The sequence below is a fragment of the Ruegeria faecimaris genome, assembly GCF_900182615.1.
In the GTDB taxonomy this organism is placed as follows: domain Bacteria; phylum Pseudomonadota; class Alphaproteobacteria; order Rhodobacterales; family Rhodobacteraceae; genus Ruegeria; species Ruegeria faecimaris.
This window is the reverse complement of record NZ_FXTE01000003.1, coordinates 39,529-64,216: the sequence shown is the minus strand read 5'-3', so window position 1 is coordinate 64,216 and position 24,688 is coordinate 39,529. Positions and strand designations below refer to the sequence as shown.

General features: G+C 53.5%; 21 protein-coding genes and 1 pseudogene. 12 read left to right on the top strand and 10 right to left on the bottom strand.

Going from position 1 to position 24,688, the window contains the following annotated elements; all coding sequences use genetic code 11:
• Nucleotides 1-4: 4 nt before the first annotated feature.
• The 6 genes from FN806_RS08570 to FN806_RS08545 all read right to left on the bottom strand — a co-directional run bounded on the left by FN806_RS08570 (nt 5) and on the right by FN806_RS08545 (nt 7,360).
• Entirely contained in the window at nt 5-928 is a 924-nt protein-coding gene (locus FN806_RS08570; RefSeq protein WP_142636099.1) for an oligopeptide/dipeptide ABC transporter ATP-binding protein, read from the bottom strand.
• Nucleotides 925-1,905 (bottom strand): ABC transporter ATP-binding protein, encoded by a 981-nt coding sequence (locus FN806_RS08565; protein WP_142636097.1) that lies wholly within the window; start codon nt 1,903-1,905, stop codon nt 925-927. Before FN806_RS08565 ends, FN806_RS08570 begins: the two co-directional genes overlap by 4 nt.
• Nucleotides 1,902-2,759: an ABC transporter permease gene (locus tag FN806_RS08560; protein ID WP_142636095.1), complete on the bottom strand. Its 858-nt coding sequence runs from the start codon at nt 2,757-2,759 to the stop codon at nt 1,902-1,904. Before FN806_RS08560 ends, FN806_RS08565 begins: the two co-directional genes overlap by 4 nt.
• A 12-nt stretch (nt 2,760-2,771) precedes the next feature.
• A complete protein-coding gene (locus tag FN806_RS08555) occupies nt 2,772-3,710 on the bottom strand; it encodes an ABC transporter permease (protein ID WP_142636093.1) in 939 nt (312 codons plus the stop codon).
• A gap of 86 nt (nt 3,711-3,796) precedes the next feature.
• Nucleotides 3,797-5,362 (bottom strand): ABC transporter substrate-binding protein, encoded by a 1,566-nt coding sequence (locus FN806_RS08550; RefSeq protein WP_142636091.1) that lies wholly within the window; start codon nt 5,360-5,362, stop codon nt 3,797-3,799.
• 21 nt (nt 5,363-5,383) lie between these two features.
• Entirely contained in the window at nt 5,384-7,360 is a 1,977-nt protein-coding gene (locus FN806_RS08545; protein WP_142636089.1) for a CocE/NonD family hydrolase, read from the bottom strand.
• A gap of 128 nt (nt 7,361-7,488) precedes the next feature.
• On the opposite strand from FN806_RS08545, the gene FN806_RS08540 reads away from it, so the two are divergent.
• Nucleotides 7,489-8,250, top strand: coding sequence for a helix-turn-helix transcriptional regulator (locus FN806_RS08540; protein ID WP_142636088.1), 762 nt, complete (start codon nt 7,489-7,491; stop codon nt 8,248-8,250).
• Between the two features lie 373 nt (nt 8,251-8,623).
• Here FN806_RS08540 and FN806_RS08535 read toward each other — a convergent pair whose 3' ends face one another.
• Nucleotides 8,624-10,450 (bottom strand): BCCT family transporter, encoded by a 1,827-nt coding sequence (locus FN806_RS08535; RefSeq protein WP_142636086.1) that lies wholly within the window; start codon nt 10,448-10,450, stop codon nt 8,624-8,626.
• 485 nt (nt 10,451-10,935) lie between these two features.
• Nucleotides 10,936-11,091, bottom strand: a complete 156-nt coding sequence (locus FN806_RS20440; protein ID WP_185956661.1) for a hypothetical protein — start codon at nt 11,089-11,091, stop codon at nt 10,936-10,938.
• 87 nt (nt 11,092-11,178) lie between these two features.
• Between FN806_RS20440 and FN806_RS08530 the strand changes: the two genes are divergently transcribed.
• The 4 genes and pseudogenes from FN806_RS08530 to FN806_RS20840 form a co-directional block, all read left to right on the top strand.
• The gene (locus FN806_RS08530) at nt 11,179-11,937 is read left to right on the top strand and encodes an IclR family transcriptional regulator (protein WP_142636084.1); all 759 of its coding nucleotides are present in this window, start codon (nt 11,179-11,181) and stop codon (nt 11,935-11,937) included.
• Between the two features lie 81 nt (nt 11,938-12,018).
• Entirely contained in the window at nt 12,019-13,419 is a 1,401-nt protein-coding gene (locus FN806_RS08525; protein ID WP_142636082.1) for a selenium-binding protein SBP56-related protein, read from the top strand.
• 3 nt (nt 13,420-13,422) lie between these two features.
• Nucleotides 13,423-14,091 carry a hypothetical protein gene (locus FN806_RS08520; RefSeq protein ID WP_142636080.1) on the top strand — a complete coding sequence of 223 codons (669 nt, stop codon included), beginning with the start codon at nt 13,423-13,425 and terminating at the stop codon, nt 14,089-14,091.
• Between the two features lie 406 nt (nt 14,092-14,497).
• A pseudogene (locus FN806_RS20840) lies at nt 14,498-14,713 on the top strand (DDE-type integrase/transposase/recombinase); the annotation flags it as partial.
• Nucleotides 14,714-14,754: 41 nt separating this feature from the next.
• On the opposite strand, the gene FN806_RS08510 reads toward FN806_RS20840, so the two are convergent.
• Nucleotides 14,755-15,642, bottom strand: coding sequence for a LysR family transcriptional regulator (locus tag FN806_RS08510; protein ID WP_142636076.1), 888 nt, complete (start codon nt 15,640-15,642; stop codon nt 14,755-14,757).
• Nucleotides 15,643-15,861: 219 nt separating this feature from the next.
• Between FN806_RS08510 and FN806_RS08505 the strand changes: the two genes are divergently transcribed.
• The 3 genes from FN806_RS08505 to FN806_RS20760 all read left to right on the top strand — a co-directional run bounded on the left by FN806_RS08505 (nt 15,862) and on the right by FN806_RS20760 (nt 17,801).
• On the top strand, nt 15,862-16,545 hold the full coding sequence (locus FN806_RS08505) for an IS6 family transposase (RefSeq protein ID WP_142636074.1): 684 nt from the start codon (nt 15,862-15,864) through the stop codon (nt 16,543-16,545).
• A gap of 218 nt (nt 16,546-16,763) precedes the next feature.
• Nucleotides 16,764-17,561 carry a GNAT family N-acetyltransferase gene (locus FN806_RS08500; protein WP_142636072.1) on the top strand — a complete coding sequence of 266 codons (798 nt, stop codon included), beginning with the start codon at nt 16,764-16,766 and terminating at the stop codon, nt 17,559-17,561.
• 75 nt (nt 17,562-17,636) lie between these two features.
• Nucleotides 17,637-17,801: a DUF1214 domain-containing protein gene (locus FN806_RS20760; RefSeq protein WP_342782000.1), complete on the top strand. Its 165-nt coding sequence runs from the start codon at nt 17,637-17,639 to the stop codon at nt 17,799-17,801.
• A gap of 156 nt (nt 17,802-17,957) precedes the next feature.
• Here FN806_RS20760 and FN806_RS08495 read toward each other — a convergent pair whose 3' ends face one another.
• On the bottom strand, nt 17,958-20,606 hold the full coding sequence (locus FN806_RS08495; RefSeq protein ID WP_142636070.1) for an AsmA family protein: 2,649 nt from the start codon (nt 20,604-20,606) through the stop codon (nt 17,958-17,960).
• A gap of 422 nt (nt 20,607-21,028) precedes the next feature.
• Here FN806_RS08495 and FN806_RS08490 point away from each other — a divergent pair, with 422 nt between their 5' ends.
• From FN806_RS08490 to FN806_RS08475, 4 genes are all read left to right on the top strand, one after another.
• Nucleotides 21,029-21,295, top strand: a complete 267-nt coding sequence (locus FN806_RS08490) for a potassium channel family protein (protein ID WP_246097203.1) — start codon at nt 21,029-21,031, stop codon at nt 21,293-21,295.
• A gap of 179 nt (nt 21,296-21,474) precedes the next feature.
• Nucleotides 21,475-22,554, top strand: coding sequence for an AI-2E family transporter (locus tag FN806_RS08485; protein ID WP_142636066.1), 1,080 nt, complete (start codon nt 21,475-21,477; stop codon nt 22,552-22,554).
• Nucleotides 22,551-23,615: an HlyD family secretion protein gene (locus FN806_RS08480; protein ID WP_142636064.1), complete on the top strand. Its 1,065-nt coding sequence runs from the start codon at nt 22,551-22,553 to the stop codon at nt 23,613-23,615. Before FN806_RS08485 ends, FN806_RS08480 begins: the two co-directional genes overlap by 4 nt.
• Entirely contained in the window at nt 23,605-24,615 is a 1,011-nt protein-coding gene (locus FN806_RS08475) for a DUF2955 domain-containing protein (RefSeq protein WP_142636062.1), read from the top strand. Before FN806_RS08480 ends, FN806_RS08475 begins: the two co-directional genes overlap by 11 nt.
• Nucleotides 24,616-24,688: the final 73 nt, after the last annotated feature.

The window sequence follows — 24,688 nt, the reverse complement described above, 5'->3', positions numbered from 1 at the left end:
CCTACTACGACAGCGGGGCCAGACAACGCAGCCCGTGGCCGCCATTTACTTCCCATTCCGGAGTCTGGGTGCAGATATCCTTGGCAAAGGGACAACGCTCGCGGAACTCACAACCGGACGGGCGTTTGAGCAAACTGGGGGGCTCACCTTTAAGAGCGATCCGTTCCAACCGCGCATCCGGGTCCGGCTCTGGGTTGGCACTCAGCAGGCAGCGGGTATAGGGATGGCGCGGCTCGTTAAAGATGGCCTCGGTTGTACCTTCTTCAACCAATCGGCCCAAATACATGATGCCCATTCTGTCAGCCACATGGCGTACGACGCTAAGGTTATGCGTGATAATCACCATCGCAAGCCCCAGCCTTTCGCGCAGGTCGTTGAGCAGGTTCAGCAGCTCGCCCTGAACCGACACATCGAGACCTGCAGTGGGCTCATCCGCAAGGATCAATTTGGGTTCCAGTGCCAGTGCACGTGCCACACCCACACGCCGAGCTTGGCCACCAGATAGCTGATAAGGATAGCGGTCCGCGAAATGCGTGGGCAAGTTGACCATTTCCAACAGGCGCTTGGCTTCGGCGTCCATGTCACGGTCTTTCATGCCTTGAATGCGGTAAGGCTCGGTAATCAGACTGCGGATGGTCAGACGCGGCGACAGGCTTCCAACCGGGTCTTGAAACATCATCGCCATGTCTTTGCGCAACGGGCGCATAACACTTTCGGGTGCACCCCGAATTTCCTGACCTTCGAAGGTGACCGAGCCATCTTGCGCAGGTGCTAGCCCGGCAATGGCGCGAATGACCGTGGTTTTACCAGACCCACTTTCACCAACCAGCGCGTAAGTCTCTCCGGGTTCTACGGTAAAGCTGACACCCGCCAGTACATTGACCGGGCCATAGCTGGTATTGAGGTCCACAACGTTCAGCAAGCTCATGATGCGACCTCCTGATGGTTCAGCCAGCACGCAGCGTGATGGCCTTCTTTCAACTGATCCAGTGGCGGCACTTCGGTGGCGCAGCGCGCCATGGCCTGATCACAACGATCCCTGAAAATGCAGCCCCCCGGCAGGTTGGCCAAGTCGGGCACTTCACCGGGAATGGTTGGCAATACACGGGCTCGCTCTTTGATGTGACCGGGGTCGCATTCGATCAGTCGGCGTGTGTAAGGGTGTTTAGGATTGTGAAAAATCTCCCGCACGTCCCCGCTTTCAACAACTGCGCCAGCATACATCACAACAACCCGGTCGCAGAGTTCTGCGATCACGCCCAAATGGTGCGAGATGAACAGGATGGCACAGTGAAACTCGCGCTGCAGCTCTTGCAGGCGCTCAATGATCTGCACCTCCAGTGTCGCATCCAGTGCAGTTGTCGGCTCATCCGCAATCAAAAGATCAGGTTCGGACATCAACGCCATCGCGATGGCGATCCGTTGACGCATCCCGCCAGAGAATTCATGCGGATATTGCGCCAGACGCGCCTCAGGGTCAGGAATGCCAACAGCGCCCAACATTTTGGCCGCGTGCGCCAACTTGTCAGCCTTGGACTGTCTGGATCGGTGCTGAATATCCAGCATCTGCTGACCGATAGTCAGAACCGGGTTGTGCGTTTGCATCGGATCCTGAAAGACGATGGATATATCCGCCCCGCGCAGGTCCCGCATGTGCCGATCAGAAGCTTGCAGCAAATCCTTCCCCTTGAACCTAATTTCTCCTTCACGGAACCGGGTATTGGGCGCGGTCAAACGCAGAATGGATGAGATCAATGTGGATTTACCACAACCGGACTCTCCCACGATGCCAACGATTTCGCCTTTGTTGACGTTGAATGTGATGTCCCTCAATGCCCTGAGGTCGCCACGGCCTGTTTCGTAATCGACGCAAAGCTGGTCGATTTCCAGAAGTGTCTCGGTCATCGCTGTTTCCTCAGTTTCGGGTCAACTACATCGCGCAGGCTTTCACCCAGAAACGTGAAGCCAAGCGTTGCCAGAATGATCGGCAGGCCTCCGCCAACAACCAACCAAGGAGTTTGGCGGATCAGGGAATAGCCATCCTTAAGCAAAGCACCCCAACTCGGGGTCGGAGGCTTAACGCCCAGACCCAGGAAGGACAGGCCGGCCTCAAGCGCGATGACTGTAGGGATATCCATTGCCGCCAACACAGCCAGAACGCCAATGATGTTGGGCAGCATATGCACACCCAGAATGCGCGCCATGCTGGCCCCCATCGACCGTTCGGCCAAGATGAATTCGGAATTGCGCAATGTCAGCGTTTGGGTCCGCGCGACACGCCCATAGGTTGGGATCGAGGTCGCCATGACGACAAACACGACCGTCTGCAGACTAGGCCCGATCAGGGCCACAACAGCCAGCGCGAAGATCACTGTCGGAAAGGAACGGATGGTATCGAAGAAAAGCATTAGAAGATTATCGAGCCATTTCGGCCCATACCCTGCAATCATGCCCAGTGTCAGGCCAATCGCCATTGCTCCGAACACGGCGGGCAATGCCACCTTGAGCGCAACTTGGCCCCCAGCTATGACCCGCGAAAACGTATCGCGCCCTAACTGATCTGTGCCCAGCAGGTGTGCTGTGGACGGTCCCTGCAAGCGGGATTTGATATCCATCGCAATCGGATCATAGGGTACGATCCAATACGCAAAGATTGCGCAGAAAACGATGACACCGACGATGATTAAGCCCATGAGACCAAGCGGGTCGCGCGCAACGCCGACGATGATCTGGCCCATTTCGGAACGAGATTTTTCCATGTGCCTGCCTCCTCAATGAGCCGCGCGCGCGCGTGGATCAAGCAGCGCATTGATCAGATCGGCCAATGCGGTCGACACCACGAACAAAGCTGTTGATACTAGGACAGAGCCCATCACAATCGGGTAGTTTCGGGTCGTAATGCTGTCGATGACCAGTTTGCCCAAACCAGGTCGGGCAAAGACGATTTCAGCGAAAACCGCCGAGCTGAGAAGAAAACCCATCCCAACACCGATCACGGTAACCACGGGCAAAATGGCGATCCGCAGCGCGTACACCATGACCACGCGACGTTCGGCGATACCAAAGGCTCGGGCCGTGCGGACATGGCTTTCACCCATAACCTCCAGCATCGAGGCGCGTACCAATCGGGCAATATAACCAACCCAGCTGAGGCCAATGGCAAAGGCGGGAAGGACCAGATGGTCGAGACGGTCCCAGAACCCTTCGCCCGCCCCAATGGCGGGAAACCACTGTAGATGCACCGCAAAAACCAAAAGAGCCAAGAGCGCGACAACAAAGGCCGGAGCGGCCACAAAACTGACAGATATTGCGGCGGCAACCCGGTCGATCAACGTATTGGGATGCGCAGCCGCATAGGCGCCGAGTGCGATGCCCAGCGTAGCTGACCACAGGATCGACGCGAAAATCAGTTCCAATGTGAATGGTAGTTGCTGGAACACGATGTCAGTCACGGAACGACCCGAAAAGACATCGGTTCCCAAGTCTCCCTGCAAGAGGTTTCCGTAAAAAATCAAAAGCTGTTTCCAGATTGGCTGGTCCAGCCCCAACGCTACTGTGAGTTGGGCCTGAAGCTCGGGCGTGGCGCGTGGACCGAGCATGATTTGGACCGGGTCGCCTGGCACGGCGCGGATCATCAGGAACATGACGGTGACCGCCACGAACAGGATAAGCAGCGACAGCCCGAACCGACGGGTTGCGAATTTCAGCATGGCCAACTGGCTCCTTTTGGCTTGATGGCGTTGGTGTTGGCACGGCGAGCGTTATGCACCCGCCGCACCTGGTCGACCTGGGGAGATCAGGTCGCCTTGCCAAAATAGCGAAGCAGGGACAGGCCATCTGGCCGCAGCGCTGGAATGACGCGTGCGCTGTGAATAACCGGTGTCGCCTCGTGAGTGATAAAGCGATAAGCACCGCTTTCTTCCATCAGATCCTGCGCACGCTGATACATTTCAGCTCGCTTTGCGATGTCCGTTTCAGCAGCCGCAGATTCATGGATTTCGTTAAATTCCGGGCTGTTAAACCGTTCCCAGTTCCATTTCCCGATCTGTTCTGGTGTGAACCACGACGTCGCATAATACGGATCAGGCGTCATCGAGAAACGGTTCAGAACAAGCTGTAGGTTCTCATTGTCACCAGACGCCCAGAATGCCCCGGATTCCAGAACGTTAACCTCAACCGTGATTCCGATCTGCGCCAGCGTCGCCTGAATAATCTGTGCAGTTGTTGTAAAGGTCGTCTTGTTCAACGTATCGAGGGTTAGCGTGACATTGGTTTCACCGGATTCCGCGAGCAACTGCGCGGCTTTCTCGAAGTTCGCCTCAGGTGGTACAAGCGAAGATGGCCGATGGCCAGCAAGGCCCGGTGCGATGATGCCGGTAGCCGGTTCAGCAGCTCCAAAATATGCTGCCTCCAGGATGCTCGGAACATCCACTGCGTGCTGAATTGCCTGCCGCAGTTTTTGATTTTGCAGCTTTGGATGCTCGACGTTCATTCCCATCCAGACATAGTAAAGCGAGGGTTTCTCAACCAGCGACCCACCATTGGGAACCCCGGCGCGATACCGCTCAACTGAGCCCAGCGACACGCGAGTTACGTCCAACTCGCCTGCCTCGAACGCAATCTCGGCCGTGTTTTCATCATCGATCGGATAGATCTCGACGGTATCCCAAGCGGGGGCATCCCCTTTCCAGTCAGGGTTGCGCTTTAGAACGGTCTTTTCTTTGGGCGACCAACTGTCTCGCAGATACGGGCCGGATTCCGCAACCGGATCAGCACCGATCCGGCCACCGGCGGCTTCGACCGCTGCCTTGGAGACGATGTTGCCAGTAATATACGGCAGGGCAATCGACCAGATCGGGGCAAACGGGCTGTTCAGAACGATTGTCCCTTCACGGTCTCCTGTCACTTCAACATGGCTGAATGGCCCTAGGTCGGGCTTATTCGGACTGTCGGTCGCGTCGTCCACGATCCGTTCCATGCTGAATTTGACGTCTTCAGCAGTCATCGCGCCAAATCCGTTAGTGAATCCAATATCGTCACGCAATGCAAACTTGATATGGGTCGGGTCAACCTGCTCGATCATAGTTGCCGCATCCATTTGCCAACCCCATTCCTCGCCCGGCTTGTATTGGATCAGCTTGTTGTAGATGGAGGCATGCACTTCTTCTTCAACGACACCAACGGAATGTGCTGGATCCATGTTCTGTGCATCACCATAAGCCCGCACCCGCAGAACACCGTCGTCTGCTGCAAACGCGCGGTTCGCCCACCCCATCGGAAGCGCTGTAGCGGCCCCTAGCGCAGTTGCACCTTTCAGAAACCTCCGGCGACCAACATTGGCCTTTGTCCATTCGATCTTCATAGTATCCTCCCTTAGATTAAGTCAGAGAAGTCCGCGTGGAACGGTTTCGGACCATTCCCTTGTTAGGACTTCGATTTCATTTGCGCCTTCAGCGGCGCGTAGTTTGCGGTAGAGATAGAAATTCTCGGTGTCACAGCTCATGCGGCACTCGGTCGTGATGGCGACCTGCCATTCTTCGCGCTCGAACGAAAAACTCCAAGCGGTCTCGAAATACGCGATTTTCGGATCATCGGGGTGAATGCGGTAAAGCATGCGTACGTCGCTACCAACAATCAGATCGTGGTAGGGATCGCGCGTTTTACCATAGTCATCAAACGTCTCCAGAACCACGCATCCGCTTTCCGTCACCGTGCGTTCTGATTGCGCTGAAGGTAAACGCAACTGCTCAGCTGCCAGAACCGGATACGCCTGCGCCGGGCCGGGTTCAGAGGCTTGAATTTCATGCGCAACTTCGCGCACCGGCAGATGAAGAGCACAATCCAGCAAGTGTAAAGTTACCGTGGCCGATTGAGGTGCTGGCCAGACAATCGGCCAATAAGACGTCGACAACGCCAGTCGCAAAACGTGGCCCTCGCGCAAATGGTGCGCACATTCGTTCAGCGTGATTTCAGCCTCGTAGAGCTCACCTGGTTGCAGGGCCTGCGGCGTCTCATGACTGTGGGAGTGACACAGGTTCAACGGACGATAGCTGATCCGCTGTGACACACCTTCGGGTGAAACATCACACAGCCGCGCGACAAGCTGGGCAACAGGCTGATCCACTGAAAACTGGAACTTTAGCTTTGCCCGACCCAGCAGCTCGAGCGGTGCTTGCAGCGGCGAGCTGTCAAAACAGACCGATAAGGCATCATCACCGGACTGATCCCCTGCAAGTTCATTGTCGATACGCATGCCCGCACAGAAATATCCGCCTTCCCCACCAACATGGTTGGGCGACGTGACAACGACCGTGCCAACCACCGGGTCCCGCGAAAACCCACCAGGAACCAGATGCCAGACCCGTTCTGAGACATGAGGTGACGGCCATGCCGTCTCTGCAATCCAACGACCTTTCCGAGGACCGTTTTGCGCAGTCGGATTGAAGTGTTCCTGCATGTATGTCCGATAGGCAGGCAAGTCCTCGGCGCCGTTTTGTTGTCCCTTCAGCCAGCGGTCAAACCATCCGACGACTTCGGAATGAAAATCTGCGGGATCAAGCTTTGAGATGTGCGGATAGCGGTGTTCCCACGGCCCAATGATAGCTTTGGTTGGCGCCGTCAGGTTGGCTGCCAAAGCCGGAGGCGCATTGACGTAAGCATCTGCCCAGCCTGTAATCGCCAAGACAGGGGTTTGGATCGCGGTCCAATCCTCGCAAACTGAGCCGTGCTTCCAATATGGGTCGCGCGTCTGATGTCGCAGCCAATCTGCAGAAGAGAATGGGACGTTTTGCAGTCGGGCAAGCCAGTCCTGTCGCCAATCTGCTCGAAGCTCTGGATCAGCTGGGCGCGTCAGATAGGCAAACATCTGACTGCCCCAATTCATGTTGTCACTCAGCAGGCACCCACCCATGAAATGGATGTCATCGGCATATCGATCCACAGTCGAAGCGACACTGACGATGGCTTTCAGTGCAGGTGGTTGCCTGAAGGCCAGCTGCAGACCATTAAACCCGCCCCAAGATATCCCAATCATCCCGACATTGCCGTCACACCAATCCTGCGCGGCAATCCAGGCTATGACTTGCTCACCATCATGCAGTTCCTGTTCCGAGTACTCGTCGTCGAATTGCCCTTCGCTGTCCCCGGTGCCAGCTATGTCGACCCGAATACAGGCATAGCCCGCCTTTGCAAAAACCGTGTGTGTTGTTTCGTCTCTGGGCGCGGTACCGTCACGTTTGCGATATGGCAGATATTCCAGAATGGCCGGTGTGGGGCCTGTCTCGGGCAACCAGAGGCGCGCCGCAAGCCGTCGCCCATCGGCGAGTGTGATCCATGTGTTTTCGATTGTTTCGATTGGCATCTAAAGCTTGTCTGTTACGATCTGATGCTGAAGAAGAAACCGATTTGCAGATAAATCAAATTGTGCAATCTTATGCGAGTTGACGCAGTTTGCAGTGATATAGCGTCAAAACGCGAAAGGTTTTTCTTGTGTCCGAGTATTTTTCTGCCAACTTACGATCGTTGTGCGCAGAGCATGGAAACATTTCGCAGATTTGCCGCGAAATCGGCGTCAATAGACAGCAATTCAATCGCTATTTGAATGGCTCCAGCCTGCCCTCTGCCCATAACATGCGCCGCATTGCACGTCATTTCGACCTGACCGAAGCACAGCTTTTCGAGGAAACTGCAAGCTTCGAACGAATGCTAAGAGGCGTCCTGCCACAAGTTGGGAAAACGCCCACAGATGCATTTTTGGAACCCTTCCGGGGGCAACAGAAGAACCTGAGGCGCTATATAGGTTTTTATCATTCCTATTTCTGCACGCCATCTTGGGAAGGAAAAATCTTCTGTTCATTGATCCGCATTCAGGAAGTTGAAGGGCTAATCACAATCCGGTCCCGTGAAATTGCCACGTCTCCAGACAAGAGCATGCATCAGATTTCGCGCTACGCTGGCTTTGTAACTATGCGCGGGAACAGGATATTCGTGACCGAACACGAGCTCGCGCGCGAAGGCAGCGTTTCCAATACAATCTTGTACTCGGCGCATCGCCAGCAACTGAAGTATTTGCGAGGGATGACCATGGGCGTTGCTTGGCGCCCATACCCCCATCCATACGCAGCCAAAACAATCTGGAAACGTCTGCACGAACGCATAACTGCGCGCGAGGCGATCGCAGCTTGTGGCATTTACCCAATCCAAAGTAATAGGATTGATCCAACTGTCAGAAAGCACCTGACCGAGGTTTGAATCGCCGGATAGACATAAGCGAAAGCACCGTTCTTTAGGTGCCGACTCCAATTCCGATAGCAATTTTTCGTCCAAACTGTACGAGATCAATTCGTACCAGTTCTTCGAGACAGCACTGACAATGCCGCAAGTCTAGCTCGTGCAACGGGTAATGCTCGTCTCTGATTGCTGCGAAGAGGCGGATTATGACCCAGGCATCACCACCGATCTGGCAATACCATGTGAGTGCAGTAGCATTTGTGCTGCTTCTGCAAACATGCTGCCTGTCTGACGTCTGGCACGAACCACTGGTCTGAACTTAATCCACCGCTGCACGAAAACGCCGCCCCCGGATCAAAGGGGGCGGCGCAAGGTTCGTAACGCTATAGTTTGATTACTCGGCAGCCTGTGTGCTTGCGTCAGCATGCTTGTCACGCTGTCCGTCGCGGTAAAGCGCTTTGGTCAGCGAGACCATCATCAGGGCCATCACCATGGTAAATGGCAATGCACCGATGATCATCGCGTTGCGCAACGCATCCATCGGGTTGTTTTCCCCTGCAGCAAGGATCAGCGCGCCGATCACAGCCGTCAGGATCACCCCCCAGATGATGCGGTGCTTGATGCCGGTCTCCTGGCTGCCGCCGGACATGATGGTGTTCATCACCAGAATGCCCGAGTCAGCTGAGGTCACCAGGAAGGTCATGATCAGGATCACGCACATGACGTTCAGCATGGACAGCAGCCCTCCGTCGATCATGTAGGACAGGGTCACGAACAGCTTGTTTGTGTTCGAGGCACCAATGATCGCGCCTTCTGCGGCACCGGCCAGTTCCAGATCAATCGCGGTGCCACCCAGTACAGTCATCCAGGCGAAGCACACCAGTGCCGGTGCAAGCACGCAGCCCAGAATGAACTCACGCACGGAGCGACCTTTGGAGATACGCGCCAGGAACAGGCCCACAAACGGCGAGAACGCAATCCACCAGGCCCAGTAGAACGTGGTCCAACCGGCCTGCCAGCCGAATTGACGGCCCTGCTCACCAGCGGCATATGCCGCGGCCAGCGTGGCCTCGTCCAGTTCAGCTGCTGCGCCCTCCAGACCGCTCTTGAAGCCATCAAAGCTGCCCCAGGCGTTGGTTGCGCCACCCATCAGGGCATCCGCATGTGCCTGCGCTTCGGCAGGCAGAGCCGCCGCAAAGGCCTCGGCTGACAGCGGGCCATAGGCACCAAAGCTCAGCGAGAGGAAGTTCAGAAGGTAATCAACCAGGGCTGTACCATAGGTGGTCATAGCAAAGACAAAGGACCCGAAGATCACAAACGTGCCCAGCAGGATGATCGACAGGACAAGGTTCAGGTTCGACAGGTATTTAACACCCCGGCCAACACCCGACACCGCCGAAATGATGGACAAGCCCATGATAACGACCAGACCAGCAATCAGACCAACTTTGCTTGGCGTCGGAACATCTCCGCCAAAGTCCATGATCCATTCCATGCCGGTGATGGCATAGAGACCGTCGATGAACTGGCTGACGCCAAAACCGATGGTCACGGACACACCCAGGATCGTTGCAACAACGCCCAGAACGTCGACCACATGGCCAAGGAATCCGTTCATCAAACGACCGAACAGCGGGGTCAGAGCCGCACGGATGGTCAGAGGCATGTCACGGGTATATGCGTAATAGGCCAGCGACAGGCCGGTCACCACATAGATTGCCCAAGCGTGGAAGCCATAGTGCAGGAAGGTGTACCGATAGGCCGACTGAACGGATTCGGGATCATTGCCGGCAACTGCACCGGACACGACCTCGGGGTTTGATCCCCACAGGCCCAGCGGTTCAGCGGTCGCAAAGACCATCAGGCCGACACCCAGACCGGCACCAAACATCATCGAGAACCACGAGAAGTTCGAGAACTCGGGCTTTTCACCAGGTGTCCCCATAACCCGCTTCCCTGTCGACGGCAGGATCGCCACAATCACCAGGAAGATGGCAAACAGGCCAACGATGACAACGTAGAAGCTGTTGAAAATCTCCAGCAGCTTGCCATTCCAACTGCCAAGCGTGCTGTTGGCATTGGCCGGGAACACAAGCGCCCACAGCACAAGGGCAACCATGATGCCCTTGCTGATCAGCGCAATCGGGACGCTGTAGTTCTCATAGAAACCGGCATCCGCCGTTTCTATCTCTAGATCCGTAAATGGTTCAGGTAATGACATAAGGTTCCTCCCAGTTGTCACTTTTTCATTATTTTTCCGCACAGGTTAGTTGGCTTTGTACCATGAACCCGACGGGCCTTTGGTTCGAACACACGTGCCGATCTTCTCATGCAGCGTGGCGGTTAGCGCTACGTCTCCGGTAGCGGCACATTCAAGGATTACCGACGGTTCACATCTGGTAGCCGAGCATTGCTCGCCGACTGAAACGACGCGATCAGGTTCAGAAGTGGTCACGTCTGGCTCCAAATTCGGCAATTCCGATTCAGAGCAGAATGCAGCTAGAGGGCGATATCAGTCAAACTCAATTAGCTTTAATTAACTTCAGTAAAGATGAAGTCGGTAACTTTCCTTGCCAGAATTCAACAACCGCACGGATCTACTTAGGTGCATGCATAGGGTCGACACTAATGATCTGAACCGCGCCAACAGGTCGTAACCTTTGTATAGCGTTGGGCCTATCCCGCCCTATCCGACGCGAAACCGGTTCAGTCAATTTCGGCCTCGGCCGGGTTGGTAACAGCTACAGTCCCCGTCGCATAGATCTCTATCAGGGCTTCGCCAGTCTGTGATCCATCTAGCTCCACCTCAATGATCTCAAGGAATTTTTCGGTCTCAATCGCAGCCACCGCCATTGTCCGCATATAGATTTCCCAAAGATTATACTTGCGTTTGGACGAAAGATTCCCATCATTCGATACACAGTCTCGTTTTGTGAGAATTTCATTAACATGCACCTAGAACGTCTGATCCAGATACTTGAAATCATCGCAGTCGCCGGACGCCCTGTTTCGGTGGCAGAGGTTCAACGTGCAACCGATCTGCCCAAGCCCACATGTTACCGGCTCATTCAGTCACTTGTTGAACAAAATCTCCTCGACGAACCCTCTGATGACGGAAAATACATCATTGGCGAGCGGATGATCAGGATTGCCTTGCTTGGAAAGTCCGATGCCGATGTCCGACGCTGTGCAGCCCCCCTCATGCGCCTCGCAGCGACAAATTTTAATGAAACGGTTTTTCTTGCGCGCTTTCGCGACAACAAAGTTGAAATCATCCACGTAGAAACACCCGATGATCCCGCTCGTGCCTTCATTCATCCGGGCTTGGGCGTACGTCCCATGCATGCCTGCTCGTGCTCGAAAGCCATTGCCGCCTTTGCGGAACCGGAATTTCGCGAAAGCATCATGTCAGGGAGCCTGAAGGCGTATACTGAACACACCAAGACGTCCGAAGATGAGCTACGCCGCGAATTCGAGATAATTAGCGAACGCGGCTTTGCCGATTGTGATCAGGAAATCGACATCGGAATTGCCAGCGTTGCGGCACCGGTATCGATCGGCAACATCGGTGCTACGTTCAGTATTGGTGCGGTTGGCCCCATTCGCCGGTTCCGCACCGAATACCGAATCGAGATCGGCGAGAAATTGAAAGGTTTGTCCAAGAAGGTCAGTGGCGCAATCCAGCTGTGCAACGTGACGGATACATAACGAAACGAACAACTACCGGCCATTTTGGCCAAAAGGATGACACTGAGAATAGGAAAAATTCAACAAACCGGAGGAAACCAAATGAACCTGAGACCAGATCCAACGTTTCACGCCTCGCCTAAGCTTGCCATGCAGGCCCCGGTGGAAAACTACGCCTTCACTGTAATGCTCAGCCCGGACGGATCGCAATCTGATGGCATCGCGGTCATTGACCTCAAACCGGACTCCGACACCTATGGCCAGATCGTACATCAGGTCATTGTTCCCAACAAAGGCGACGAATTTCACCATTTCGGCTGGAACGCCTGTTCGTCATCTCTGTCTCCTCTGACCGGGCACGCCTTTCTGGAACGACGTTATCTGATCGTACCTGGAATCCGATCCTCACGTATTTACGTCATCGACGTGAAAGACCCGTTGAAGGCCAAGATCCACAAGACGATCGAACCCGAAGAACTATTTGCAAAAACCGGTTATTCGCGCCCGCACACCATCCACTGCGGTCCCGAAGGGATCTATGTTTCCTGCCTTGGAGGTGGCGGCGAAGACGGTACAGACGGACCTCCGGGCATCTTCATCATGGATTGCGAGACGTTCGAAATAATCGGGCAATACGAGATGGATCGCGGCAAGCAGGACAAGCACTATGATTTCTGGTGGAACCTGCCGCAGGACTACATGGTTAGTTCCGAATGGGGTTTGCCGCCGCAGTTTGAAAACGGCGTGGTGCCCGAGGACCTGTTGTCGAACAAGTATGGCCATTCGATCCACTTCTGGGACTTGCGCGCGCGCAAGAATATCCAGACGATGGATTTCGGCGACAATTACCAGATGGCACTGGAAATTCGCCCTGCGCATGACCCGACAAAATCTTATGGTTTCTGTGGTGTCGTGGTGGACACCACCAACCTGCAAGGCGCAATTTTCACATGGTGGCGCGGTGACGACGGCAAATGGCAGTCCAAGAAAACGATCACCATCGACCCGCGTCCCGAAAAGCCCGAGAACCTGCCGCCACTGTTGCAAGGGTTCGAGGCCGTGCCGCCGCTGGTCACCGATATCGACCTGAGCCTAGACGACAAATACCTCTATGTTGCGTGCTGGGGGCTGGGCGAGATGCATCAATACGATGTCAGCGACCCGATGAACCCGAAGCTGACCGGAAAAGTCGAGCTGGGCGGCATCGCCCGCGGCACCAAGCACTCCAACGGCAAGGATTTTGCCTATGGCCCGCAAATGGTTGAAATCAGCCGCGACGGCAAGCGCGTCTACTGGACCAACTCGCTTTACTCCACCTGGGACAACCAGTTCTATCCCGACGACGAAGGCGGACAAATGGTGATGGCCGATGTGGGCGAAAACGGGGGGCTGACGCTGAACAATGACTTTTATGTCGACTTCCCCAAAGGTCTGCGCAGTCACCAAATTCGCCTGGAAGGCGGTGACTGTTCGACCGACAGCTTCTGCTATCCGTCCGTCTAAGAAATGGGCGACATAACAACAATGACAGCCCTTTGGTGGGCTGTCATTTTTTCTGGACTCTACCACGGTATCAACCCCGGAATGGGTTGGCCGCTGGCCGTTTCGGCGGCGTTGATGGAGCGAAAGCACAGCGCCCTGCCAAAAGCGCTGGCAATGTTGGCCACGGGGCATTTCCTCGCGATGATTGGCATCTTGTTGCCATTCTCACTGATGATGTTCCTTGTTCAGTGGGAAGTTCAAATCCGCGTGGTCGCCGGGCTTTTGGTTATCGCCATGGGCCTCTATCTGCTGATCAACCGAAGACATCCGAAAATTCTGGCGCGCGTGCACCCTGCCCGGTTGGCGCTCTGGTCATTCCTCGCTGCGATGGCGCATGGGGCTGGTTTGATGCTGGTGCCGATTTTTCTGGGCATCTGTGCGATTGGAGCGAACGAAACCGGTCATGCCGCAGCACAAACACTTATGAGCAGCAACGTGACGACTGCGTTTCTTGTTGCAGCAGTACACACGTTGTCGATGACAATTGCTGGCGGCACCATCGCAGTTGTGATCTACCTTTGGCTGGGGCTCAGGTTCCTCTCAAAGACATGGTTCAATCTTGATGTCGTTTGGGCACTCAGCCTCATCGCCGTCGGGGCATTCGGACTCTATGCAGCACTTTTAGGCCATTGAAATCGGTCACCCGACCAAATGGCACCTGTTCACGAGCTGGCAGAAACCCGCAATCCCGGCAGTTAATCTTTCAACGCATCTTAGTGGTACCTGAAGCACCGCGTTGCCGATTTAGTCAGTTGGAATTTCTCCTGCAGGCTCTGCCGCAAACTTTTCAACTTGATTGCCTGGAATAACCCCGACCGGCATGATGCGTGAGTCAATCTGCAAAGCGGACGCTCAACACGCTCGTTCAAAGAATGTCATTTTCCAAAGCACATCGTTGTTCACGCAATCTACTTTTACTCACGATACTCAGTGTCTTAGCGCGATCTGGAGCAGATATTGGCAGAGCGGGGCGTTGCGGTTGATCATGTGACAATCAGAAGATTGGGTGGTGAAATTCTCGCCCCAGGTCAAGATTGAGATGCACAAATGCAAGCGCCCTAGTGCAGTTTCATGGCGCATGGACAAAACCCATCTCAAAGTGCGCGGCCATTGGATGTATCGGTATCGAGCGGTTGATCGCGACGGCGAAACCCTTGATTTTATGCCGTTTGAAAGCCGCGATACCGCGGCGGCCAAGCAATTCTTCGCGGAGGCATTGGCCAACAAAGGCATTCCGTTGCAGATCGTGGTCGACAAAACCGTCCCTCTCGCTGCAAATCTGTTTTCATCCCAAGATCAAACATCTTCTTTAAACTGCTTACGCAACCAGTCCACAAAGATCTCGACCTCTGGTCGTACAGATTTTTTGGAAACAGGTTGCATTAGGAAATGTGCATCCGGATGTGGCAGCGGTTTGCCGGCAAATCGAACGCCCGAGGCGAGCCCATTTTCGGTATTGACCAGTCGCGAGAACACTAGGGCATAGCCACCGCCACTCGCGACAAGTTGCAGCGCCGAAATGGTTGTGTCTACCAGGTATTGCGGGGCGTCTTGCGGCTTGGTGCAGTCATATGCACTCAAGTATCGTTCCCAATGGCCTTCATGGCCTAATATGTGAACAAATGGACCAGACAGCAGATCCTGCACTTGCTTTGCACTGTTCTTCCGGCCTTTAGCGCATATCGGGACGATCGCTTCATCAGAGAGTTTCTCGGAGAGTGCGTCGGTCCAGTTGCCACGACCCAAGCGCAGCTCTACGTCGATCTCTTCTAAATTGGTGGTCTCTGTCCAGATATTTGTCACAAGGCGAAGATCTATCGTCGGGTGGTCTTTCTTGAATGACGGAAGACGGGGCGCAAGCCAAAGTGAAGCGGTCGATATCGGCGCCTTGATCGTAACTGTCTTCGTCGCCATCGACCCGAAAAGGTTTGCCGAGGCCATATCGATATCAGCAAGCGCCTGCCGGACAGTTGAGCAATAAGCCTGACCAAGCTCTGTGAGAGACAGGTGTCTTGCACGCCTCACAAATAACTTGTGCTGCAACTGCTGTTCCAACGATCGGATGTGCAGGCTGACGGCAGCCTGCGTCAGCCCCAATTCGACGCTTGCACTGGTAAAATTCAGATGTCGGGCCGCGGCTTCAAAGCTACGCAGCCAGGTTAGACTTATCTGGTTGGACGGCATTTACCACCAAGAAAAATTTGCGTTAGCTCGGTTTATTTATCATTTTTCTTTTATCAGCAAGTTCCCAAATAGGGTCTGGTTTTGTTCTTTCACTCGACCAGGAGATACGGGCATGACTGAAAAAAACAGAATGTGTCGCAAACTCTGGGGTCTAGTTGACGAGCATGCATGATCGGAGGTTTTTACTGGTCGAATAATTTTCCAACAGGTTACTTGAGCATGATCTCGTTAAAGGGCTGTCATTTCCCCAAGGATGCAGTTTTGTACGCTGTTTTCTTCTATCTGCGGTACACTGTGTCCTATCGTGACTTGGAAGAGATCATGGCTGAGCGCGGTGTCCGAGTTGACCATGCCACGTTGAATAGGTGGGGGGTGAAATACTCGCCTATCGTCGCAGCTCGTGCGCTGTCAAAGAAGCGTCCAACGCGGAGTTCATGGCGCATGGACGAAACCTATATTCGTGTTCGCGGCAACTGGATGTACCTCTATCGGGCCGTCGACAAAGCTGGGAATACTCTTGATTTCATGTTGTCTGAGCGCAGGAACCGTCCAGCAGCAGCAAGGTTCTTTGCCAAAGCGCTGTCTTCAAATGGAATCCCGAGCAAGATCGTCATCGACAAAAGCGGCGCCAACGCGGCTGGCATTCGAGTGGTGAACAAAATCCTTAATCGGTTTGGCTGCCCAGCCAAAATCCAAACGGTCAGGTCCAAGTATTTGAATAAGCTAATCGAACAGGATCATCGGTTTATCAAGCGTCGTGTACGGCATATGTGTGGGTTCAAATCGTTCAGATCCGCATCAGCTACTTTGGACGGCATCGAGGTCGCCAAAATGATCCGGAAGCGGCAATTCCCCAGCACTACCACGTCGGGCTTTCGGCTGTTTGCCGAGATCGCAGAATAGGTGTGTCCGGTAGTTGACTGCCTATGGTCGTTGCAAAAGTTTGCGACACATCCAGTTCACAATGAGGAACGAACGGCGGCCCTGCGGACATAGCTGCAATTCGCCCTTTCCCAAAATCCTCTTTGTGTCGCAGTCTTGCGCGTGACGTCCGCTTGACGACACGACCCCTATCAAACGATCATCTCAGAACTGTCATGTGGTACTTCAAGGGAGATCTCATGGAAGTATTCGGAAGTGAAGCACAGCGACGCATGTCAACCATGGGCGAGCATCTTATGCAGCTGTTGGGTGATGACCCTCGGTTTTGTAGCCATGGGCGTGGTATACAGATTGCCAACGAGTATAGCGGGGCGTTGGATGATGCCGTCGCAATGGCCCGAATTCTTGGCATCACGGCGATAGAAAGCATACCGCGTGAGGAGGTGGCGACGGCGCGAGAACGAATTGAAAGCGAGGGTTTAAAAACCGACACGATTGCTTGCTATCTTGGCAGTCTGAACTGTGTCGAAGCCGCTCGCCAAGTGGTCGCAACTCATGCTTTGCCCGAGGATTTAACCATACGCGTGATTGATCGCAGCTCTCCACCAGAATGGCTTGAAGCTTTCGCGGAAGTCGCGTTGAGCCATGGTGTTCTACCGCCAATAGGGCCGGTGATGCGCGGATTGTCTCGTCCCGGGTTTGCTATGGTCGTCGTTGATCGATCAGGTGCTCCAGTCGCAACTGCGGGTTCAGTTCTGTGTCACCCCTCCAGCAGTCGGCTGCATAGTCGCGCACAATGGGGGCAACTCTCGACCAAACCTGAACGCATGGGCGAGGGCATTGCAAAAGTCTTGGGGGCGATAGCTCTAATACACTCGCATGAAAAGCTTGGCGCCACAGGGTTCAAGACAGGCATCGCTCCGGGTAACATTCCCTCTGCACGGCTTTGCGAAAGACTTGGCTTGGAGGACAGTGGAAACGACATAGTCGCGATCATTGACCCTCACGTATACTCAGAAGATCGGTTAACCAAGTGACCCATCCGGCTGTCTGTGGTCGCATTGTGTAAGCAATATTACCAAGAGCCTGAGTTGGTCTCTTGAAAAAGCTGTCTGAAGTCAGCGCATAAGGGACCAAAAGCCCCAGAAGGTTGGGAGAACAACTGGGCGCAAACCATGCCAGGGCAAAGCTTCAACGTGATGATGCGCCTCTACGGACCGCTCGAGCCTTGGTTCGACAAAACCTGGCGTCCTGGTGATCTGAAATTGGTAGAATAAAGCGACGGCCACGACTATCGGGCGACGCTAATTGTTGGCGTCGCCTGGCATTTTTTTGGTGTCCGCTTTGGTCTCAAAGCGGAAATCCCTTTTTGGGAGCATTGCCATCTTTCTTCAATTCTAGATATGTTCCTGAACCAACTGCCTCCACTACTACTACTGCAGTTGCAAAATATCCGGGACGCAGAGTTTTCTTTTGGCAGGCATTTTGTCTGCACCATCTGATCGTTTCAGTCGCTTCGGGCCGTCCTTGACCTTGATTTTCGGCTTAGCTAGCGGGCCTTTTAGAGTCACTGGCCAGGGGCTTTTCGAAAGAGGTTCGCCAATCTTGCGGGGCTGTAGATCTAAATCCAAGACCTTGACAGCCACATCGACCCCGCCAAAAACGACAACTTGGACATGATCCGTTTCCAAGGTGGTTTGTTTCGTCGAAATACTTCCATTGGAGATACTAATCGGAGCACGCAAACATACTATTGGAGCAACCTTTTGTTTCTCTTTGGTAAACACCCAAGGTAGCACACCCAGCCCCGCCAAATCCAAAAGCTGGGTCTCGATCGAGCCATCACGTAATGAAACTGTGGCGTTGCCGTTCATGCTGTTGAAAAAGTGCTTGGGTGAATCGGTTCCTCCTGACACCGAAAAATCTGCATAAATCGTACCGCTTGCACCTTTTTTGAAGTTCAGTCCGTGAAGAATGTCATCCAGCTGCCAGCCGCCTGCCTTGCCGGTCAACGTGAGCAGGTGCGCGTCGTTCGATAGATCCATTTGCCCGCTGACGTCGAAATGAGCGCCTCCGTATTCAAATTTCAAAGGCCCAGCTTTAAGCTCATTTTTGTTAAGCGTCAGTTCGCTCTGCAAACTGCTAATGCCTTTGGCACCCTCTATGTGCCGAAGGTCAATGTCGACATCCATATCCATACCGGACAAGAGAACTGAACGCCCAATTGGTTTAAGCGTCACATCTCTCAAAGGGCCAGCGTCATCTGCTTCTTGATTGGCGTCTTCCTCGTCGGGCTCCGAACCGCCTAGCTTCCGCAACTGTGCAGCGGCCTGAATGATCGTTCGAATATGATCTATCTTTATCAGGTCACTCTCTATGGAACCCTTCAGCACAGGATCACTTGTTGCATCATCAAGATCGGCGACAATTTCCAGGACAGATTCAGAAATCTCGACATTGGCACTCGCGTTCCAATCGGTGCCTTCGCTAGCGAGGTCAATCTCAAGGCGAGCCTGTCCGGTTTCCACACGTTCAAGCGATAGTGCCTCCAAAAGGTCCGCTCCTGACGGGACTTCGACATCAATTGCTAAATCCAGGTCCTCGAATTTGAGTACATTCTTCACAGTGCCATGTACTTCGAGGTTCCAGACTTCTGTTTCACTTGTCTTTCCATCTAAATTCGTCAGCGATAGCTGATTGATGTCGCCATTCAAATGAAAGTCGCCGGAAAATCTGCCGAGTTGGTCGTCCGGTCCTAACAGTTCTGGCGAGATCAAACTGCTTGCCGGAATATCCATTAGACCTTCTGCTGATATTCCTTGTAACTGCAGCGCGTCATCGACCGAACCGTCCAAAATGATAAACGGATCAGCCGGGTCCCCAATTCTCAAGTTGATGCTTCCGACCCTTAAGCTGCCTTCTGGTGTTCTGGAAAGTTCGGAGAACTTGATCGGAGGCGGGCCCTCGCCAGACGTGTCCAATGTGAATCCGTTGGTCTTAATGACCATTTGCCGCTGCGGAATCTGCCCGGGGACGCTGTCGATAACCATGTCGACCGCGATAAGTTTAAGATCATACCGCGATGCGGCGGGGGCTGGTTCAGCATCTTCAGGATACAACCGAATGCGGGTTGTCAACGATACGTCTTCCGGATTTCCCAATTCTCCGATTTGTCCTGTCAGCGAGAGGCTTTGCCCGCCATCCAACTCCGTCAAAACACTTAGATCATCAATCCGAGCAACGCCGTCGACCGATTTGAATGTTGCACCAATACTTCCTGAACCTTCCAGGACACGGTCAAGCTTCAGGATATCGAGAAGCTGGCCAAGTTCTACAACCTCTAAGGTCGTCTTCACTTCCAGCCCGTCTTCTATGGGGGATTCCTCTGCGGTAATCGAAATCTGTTCGAAGTTCACCGCTACCTGAAACGGGTCTTCCGCAGGGAATGTCGCGTACAGATCAAACCTCTCTCCGTTTAGCGAACCGGCCCCAACTGCGGTCGCAACGTCGGTTTCCGTATCGCGTTTTAGAAGCAGCTCAGAAAGCTGCAGATCCAGCTCAAGCCCGTTTAGATCGTTTTGGTAAAAAACGGTGATATCGGTCAGGTCAATTTTATGGTCCGTTAGAACTCCAGCCAACGGCATTTTCGGAGACTTAGCAGCTTGCCCGGCTTCTACATCTGATTGGGAAAGGGACTGCCAGTTTCCGACGCCGTCTTTGCCTGTGATCAGGTTCAGGTGAACGCCCGAGAGAAAAAGGTTGCTCAGCGATAGATTACTGTTCCAGAGGTCGCGCGTGGAAATTTCGAACTCAAGTTCGTCGATTGCTGCCAGATTCTCGTTCGCTCTCCGCGAACCGGGTAGTACCAGCCCCGCCGCTGACACCTGCAAGTGCCGGCCAAGGCCCAGACGCACTTCATCCTCTATGATGACGTCCTGACCAAGTTTCTTGGAGATCAGGTTTTCGACGAAGGTGGTCCTTACAGAAGAAAACAACGTAGAAGACAGGAAAAGCCAAGCTGCTAACACAGCCACAAACGCGACAGCGCAACAAACCAATACACCTTTTGCAACGTATCGCACGCTTTTCTCCTAATGTTCCGATTCATACCTTGGGCAACCTAAACCATTTATTTGTTAGGTTAATGGATTATATGGTCGAAAGATTTCCCGACCTCTGAATGATCTTGACCGTACAGCTGATAACTCTCGCTGATTTGGTCGGACAGCTAAATCACGGGTAGATGACAAAATAACTTTTGTACCGCTGACCCAGCTTCCAATCAGCTGGCTTGAAGCGAGTTTGACCGACCAGAACTGGACACGTTGCAGGGGTTGCGATTTCAGCGGCTCGACGCATCCCCAAGCTATTGGCAGCCAGATTTCCTCGATTTCCCACATTTATCTAATTACTGTTATATGTGAATTCTTCAAACGACGAGGACAGGATGAACTCACTAACTAGAATAACACGTGGGATAGGCGTCGCTTTCAAAGACGGTAGAGTGAAAGGCATTCTTGCCTTCACGGTTGGAATGATTTTATGGGCCTCGGTCTTTTACCACTTTGTCGAGGGTTGGAGTTGGCTCGACTCAATCTACTTTTCTGTAGTGACAATTTCGACCGTAGGGTTTGGTGACTTCTCACCTGAAACCGCGGCAGGGAAGATCTTCACAATGATTTACATCATCGTGGGCCTCGGTGTCTTCGTTACCGCGGCGACCACAGTGGCAGATACAATCTTGTCCCAAGACGACAAAAAAGCGGACTAATAGACTGCACTCAAATGAGCCAAACCGAGTTCCTGCACAGGCATTGGCCCGTCTGTGCATCTCAAGCTGCGGCCTGGATTCATTTGCGTCTTCAAGCTGATAGATGATCACTAAAACTAAAAAAATATACATATTATGTTTTTTGAGTATAACATTCAAAAAACATATGGAGGGATGGAATGGAAAAGACACAGGACGCAAAGATTGTCGATCTGGCAATACGATTGCTCTTTCTCGGACTATTTCTCTACAGCGCTTTGGTCATGGTGGCCCCGCTTGCAAGCGTGGTTATCTGGGCAACTATCCTCTGTGTGGCGCTTTACCCGGCATTTGATTGGCTGCAGTCCAAGCTTGGAGGTCGGAAAAAGCTTGCCACAACGATCTTGGTTTTGCTGGGCCTTGTTTTGACCCTGGGGCCAGTCGCAACTGCGGTGTCTGGTGCTGCAGAACTAGGGGCTGAATTCGCGGAACAAGCAGACAAGGGTGAGCTGAAAGTCCCCCCTGCGCCCGAGGGCCTCAAGGAATTACCATTGGTTGGCGACAAAATTTCCGATGTCTGGGGGATGTTTGAGCGCAATCTTGACGGCGCGCTTACGAAATATGGCGCGCAAATCCTTGAGATCACCAAGTCGCTGTTTGGAAAGGTGTTGGGCATCGGCATCGGGCTTCTTGGCTTAGCTCTGTCCGTATTGATAATGGGGGCGTTGTTCAGCCCCGGGCCAAATATGGTCCAAGGTCTTCAGCGCTTTGCCAACCGTGTTTTCGCTCCGCGCGGTGGAGAATTCGTAACCCTGGCAGGCGCAACAATTCGGAACGTTACAAAAGGCGTGATTGGCGTAGCTGCCATTCAAGCGGTCTGCGTTTGGATACTATTGGCTTTGTTTGGGATTTCTTCGGCCGCCACTCTGGCATTTATCTGCCTGATACTCTCGATTATCCAAATCGGGCCCGGATTGGTTCTAATACCGGTAATTATCTACGCTTGGAGTTCCATGTCCGGCGGGACTGCTTTGATCTTCACCATATTGGCCGTTCCCGTCATGATAATGGACAGTTTTCTAAGACCCGTGTTCATTTCAAAAGGCCTCGAGACTCCTATGTTGGTCATCCTCATCGGTGTTCTCGGAGGTATGATGGCGTACGGTTTGATCGGCGTCTTTATGGGGCCGGTTCTCTTCGCTGTTTTCTATGAGCTATTCAAAGTTTGGATTGATACCTCGCCCGAAGCCGAGGGCACTGCTGAAGGCGCGGCGAAATGAGGAAGACAATTTGGACAACCCTGGCGGTCATTCTGATTTTTCTTGTCTGGTACCTGGTCGCTGATCGGAAAACGCCATTTACCGGGAACGCCAGAGTAAAAGCCGTGGCGACCCAGATCGTCCCGCAGGTGACTGGAACTGTGACTGAAGTCTTGGTCGAAAATGGTCAAATCGTCTCGGCCGGAGATGTCCTCGTCCGGATCGACGCGCGACCCTACGAAATTCAGCGCGACAAGGCGGAAGCTGATCTCGAAGCAGCCACTCAAGAAGTCGGTGCATCTTCGGCAGAAGTAAGAGCGGCACAGGCCAAACTAGCAAGGGCGCAGAGCGATCTGGATACGATGCGCATTCAAACAGAACGCGTATTTGCGCTCGAAAAGAAAGGGTTGATTGCCGTCTCAAAGGCCGATGATGCGCGAGGGCAACTGGCAGAGTCCGAGGCAAACTATGAGAACGCAAAAGCAGATCTGGAAAAAGCAAAACAGAGACTTGGTGACGACGGGATTGAAAACCCGAAAATCCAGCGCGCGTTGGCCGCCTTGGCGGATGCAGAGCTTAACCTTGAGTGGACTGAGTTGCGCGCTCCGGCGACAGGTGTCATCTCTAATTTGCTGATAGCCCCCGGAACATATGCGCGATCCGGTCAGGATCTGTTGACGTTTCTGGACGCAACTGACGTCTGGATTGAGGCGTATTTTTCCGAGAACAACCTAGGAAGAGCCTCGATAGGGTCTCCGGTTGATGTAGTGTTGGACATGCATCCAGGTCAGGTTATTCCGGGCGTCATTGAGAGCTTTAGTGCAGCTGTTTCCCTAAGTGGCGGTGATGTGCCCGGGCAATTAGCGAGCCCGCCAAGCACAAAAGGTTTTTTGCGGGAGCCTGAGAGGTTCCCAGTCAGGATCGTTTTACCTGGCTATGAAGCCGGAAGCACCGAAGATGACCTTCGCTTTCAACTGAATGGGCAAGCCGATGTGATCATGTACCTAAGCGACAACTCGTTGCTGAACCTCGTAGGTCGCACCTATATCCGCGTGGTTTCAATTCTGTCCTATGCGTACTGAGGACCAACGCTCTGTCACCCGGCTTGCGCTGGGTGTTACCGGCGTCTTTTCATTGGGCCTATTTCTTGGGTGGCCGCTTGCCGTCGTTGGGGCGGTGTTCGCCGCCCTTTTTCTGCAAGCACCTGCCGCATTGCCTTTGACAGCATTTGCGAAGCTCTTTGTCTTCTCTATTGGGTTGATGTTCATTTCGTTCCTGTTGTCGTCAATCTTCTCACCATATCCGCTTGTATTTCTGATGCTGGTGGCGATTGGAATAATCCTGTCTTTCATGTGGTCAGTTTCCGGCGCCGGAGTATTACCCGGTGTCATAGCTCTCATGGGCGCATTGATGATTCCGAACCTGGTTCTGCAATCACAGGACCTGGCTTTGGTGCTCGTGTATTGGATACCGTTGAACCTGCTGTTCGCAGGCTTCGTATCGACACTGATGTTCGTATTGATACCCGCTGAACCTCAAACGGCGGCTCAAAAAAAAGCTGCAGCGCCGCCAAGCTTCGACCCATATCGTCGCATAGTCAGGATGTCGCTTGTCACAGTCCCGTTTGCTATGGCATTTTTTGTTTCCGGCGCGTCTGCATTGCTGGTTCTGTTCTTTGTCGCGCTGCTGAGCCAACAACTTGCAGCGATGCCTGCCGCGGGTAAATCGGTTGCAAAAGCTATGCTGACGGCAAACCTGCTTGGGGCGGCAGTATCCATCATTTGCTATGAGATAAACGTAATAGCGCCGGTTATTCTAACGCCCATTCTGCTGTGTTTTTTCTTTTGCCTGACACTCGGAGCACTCGGTAAATCTCAAGCCCCGCTCGCCACCGCTGCCGGCTCTGCTATTACAACGGCTCTCATAGTATATGGCGGGTCGGTTGCGCCGTTTTCAGACGAGGCTGACGTCAAGAGCATCATTCGAGTTTTGCAAGTTGCCAGCGCCGCCTTCTTTGTAATCATCGCATATGTCGTGGTAGATGAATTCTGGCCGGAAAAAGAGCGCCAGGCGGCTCAATGACGTTTGTTGCAACAAGGCTTGGCGCTGAAACCGACAGTGTTCTCAACTTGACCAATTCTACTTCGAGTCAGGA

Excerpts from the sequence above, each read along its gene's own strand:
- FN806_RS08570 (WP_142636099.1), bottom strand. The coding sequence starts at position 928 with ATGAGCTTGCTGAACGTTGTGGACCTCAATACCAGCTATGGCCCGGTC.
- FN806_RS08565 (WP_142636097.1), bottom strand. The coding sequence starts at position 1,905 with ATGACCGAGACACTTCTGGAAATCGACCAGCTTTGCGTCGATTACGAA.
- FN806_RS08560 (WP_142636095.1), bottom strand. The coding sequence starts at position 2,759 with ATGGAAAAATCTCGTTCCGAAATGGGCCAGATCATCGTCGGCGTTGCG.
- FN806_RS08555 (WP_142636093.1), bottom strand. The coding sequence starts at position 3,710 with ATGCTGAAATTCGCAACCCGTCGGTTCGGGCTGTCGCTGCTTATCCTG.
- FN806_RS08550 (WP_142636091.1), bottom strand. The coding sequence starts at position 5,362 with ATGAAGATCGAATGGACAAAGGCCAATGTTGGTCGCCGGAGGTTTCTG.
- FN806_RS08545 (WP_142636089.1), bottom strand. The coding sequence starts at position 7,360 with ATGCCAATCGAAACAATCGAAAACACATGGATCACACTCGCCGATGGG.
- FN806_RS08535 (WP_142636086.1), bottom strand. The coding sequence starts at position 10,450 with ATGTCATTACCTGAACCATTTACGGATCTAGAGATAGAAACGGCGGAT.
- FN806_RS20440 (WP_185956661.1), bottom strand. The coding sequence starts at position 11,091 with ATGCGGACAATGGCGGTGGCTGCGATTGAGACCGAAAAATTCCTTGAG.
- FN806_RS08530 (WP_142636084.1), top strand. The coding sequence starts at position 11,179 with ATGCACCTAGAACGTCTGATCCAGATACTTGAAATCATCGCAGTCGCC.
- FN806_RS08525 (WP_142636082.1), top strand. The coding sequence starts at position 12,019 with ATGAACCTGAGACCAGATCCAACGTTTCACGCCTCGCCTAAGCTTGCC.
- FN806_RS08520 (WP_142636080.1), top strand. The coding sequence starts at position 13,423 with ATGGGCGACATAACAACAATGACAGCCCTTTGGTGGGCTGTCATTTTT.
- FN806_RS08510 (WP_142636076.1), bottom strand. The coding sequence starts at position 15,642 with ATGCCGTCCAACCAGATAAGTCTAACCTGGCTGCGTAGCTTTGAAGCC.
- FN806_RS08505 (WP_142636074.1), top strand. The coding sequence starts at position 15,862 with ATGATCTCGTTAAAGGGCTGTCATTTCCCCAAGGATGCAGTTTTGTAC.
- FN806_RS08500 (WP_142636072.1), top strand. The coding sequence starts at position 16,764 with ATGGAAGTATTCGGAAGTGAAGCACAGCGACGCATGTCAACCATGGGC.
- FN806_RS08485 (WP_142636066.1), top strand. The coding sequence starts at position 21,475 with ATGGAAAAGACACAGGACGCAAAGATTGTCGATCTGGCAATACGATTG.
- FN806_RS08480 (WP_142636064.1), top strand. The coding sequence starts at position 22,551 with ATGAGGAAGACAATTTGGACAACCCTGGCGGTCATTCTGATTTTTCTT.
- FN806_RS08475 (WP_142636062.1), top strand. The coding sequence starts at position 23,605 with ATGCGTACTGAGGACCAACGCTCTGTCACCCGGCTTGCGCTGGGTGTT.